Origin of the sequence: Nocardia sp. NPDC058497 (genome assembly GCF_042720195.1) — a bacterium.
Classification (GTDB): Bacteria; Actinomycetota; Actinomycetes; order Mycobacteriales; family Mycobacteriaceae; genus Nocardia.
The window spans coordinates 1-1,099 of sequence record NZ_JBHXMY010001038.1 but is presented as its reverse complement, the minus strand read 5'-3'; the positions used below and the strand labels follow the sequence as shown (position 1 = coordinate 1,099).

Annotated in this window: 2 protein-coding genes; both read left to right on the top strand. The window is 67.0% G+C overall.

Annotation, left to right across the window (positions count from 1 at the left end; genetic code table 11):
- On the top strand, window positions 1–449 hold a 449-nt coding region (locus ACFWPJ_RS33520; protein WP_378857637.1), incomplete at its 5' end, for a hypothetical protein.
- Window positions 450–535: 86 nt separating this feature from the next.
- Window positions 536–1,099, top strand: a 564-nt coding sequence (locus tag ACFWPJ_RS33515) for a DUF5753 domain-containing protein (protein WP_378857635.1), incomplete at its 3' end; no start/stop codon positions are given.

The window sequence follows — 1,099 nt, the reverse complement described above, 5'->3', positions numbered from 1 at the left end:
CTACACCCCTGACCGAAACCCCCGCCGACCGCGCCAACGCCTACCGGCGCCTCGGCTGGCACGTCGTGCTCGACAGCCACGACCAGATCATCCTGCCCGCCGACCAGGTCCACGCGATCCAGGTCAGCGCAGGCCTGGCTGACTTGGTCCTCGACCAGTTGCGCCGCCACAAGGTCATCACGCCGATCGTGGACAACGCCGCGACCGGAACCCGCACGTTCCTGACCACCGCGCCCAAACCTGATGACACCCGCGCCGTCACCCTGTTCTCTCGGGAGTCGTCGGTGCAGGCGATCCGCACGGTGCCTGGATGCCCGATCCCGCTGCCCACTCCCGACGACGACATCCGGGTGTGGCTCGACGAACCCCGGCCCAGCCGTCTGGCCGACTTCGAACTGTTGGCCCGCATCACCGTCGCCGCCGCTCGTACCGCGGGGATAGCGGCATGACCACCGTTCATCCGCTCACCGGGCCCGCCGATTCAGCTCGAGGGCTCCAATCCGGCAGCCCGACCGCCACACAGAGACGGAATCACATGACCTACATGAGCTGGTATGCCCGTACCCGGACCGGGCTGGCAGAGTTGCAGCGCAGCCTGATCGACATCGAGGCCGACGTCACCCGCCAACGCGCGTGGAATCCGGAGCTCGTCATCGGGCTCGTCCAGACTGAGGACTACGCGCGGGCGGTCTTGTCGGCCTGTATCGAGGTGCAAGGTGTACCCAACGACGTCGAGGACACCGTCGCGGCCCGGATGCAACGCCAGCTGATCCTCGACCGCGAGCCTCACACCTTCGAGTTCCTCATCGGCGAGTGGGCGCTGCACCGCACCGTCGGCAGCGCCGAGGTGATGATCGCCCAGATCAAGGCGTTGATCGACGACCTCGATTCCCGCCCCAACCTCCGCATCGGGATCGTGCCGCTCAACAGCGAATTCCGTGCCCCGGCAGCTGGGTTCATCATCCACGACAGTGGCGCGGTCGAGATCGAAACCGTCACCGGCGAAGTCATCACCGCTCATCCCGACGACATCGCCCTGGCCGAGCGTACGTTCGCCCAGCTACACTACCACGGCCTCAACGCCGACGAGGCCCGAGTC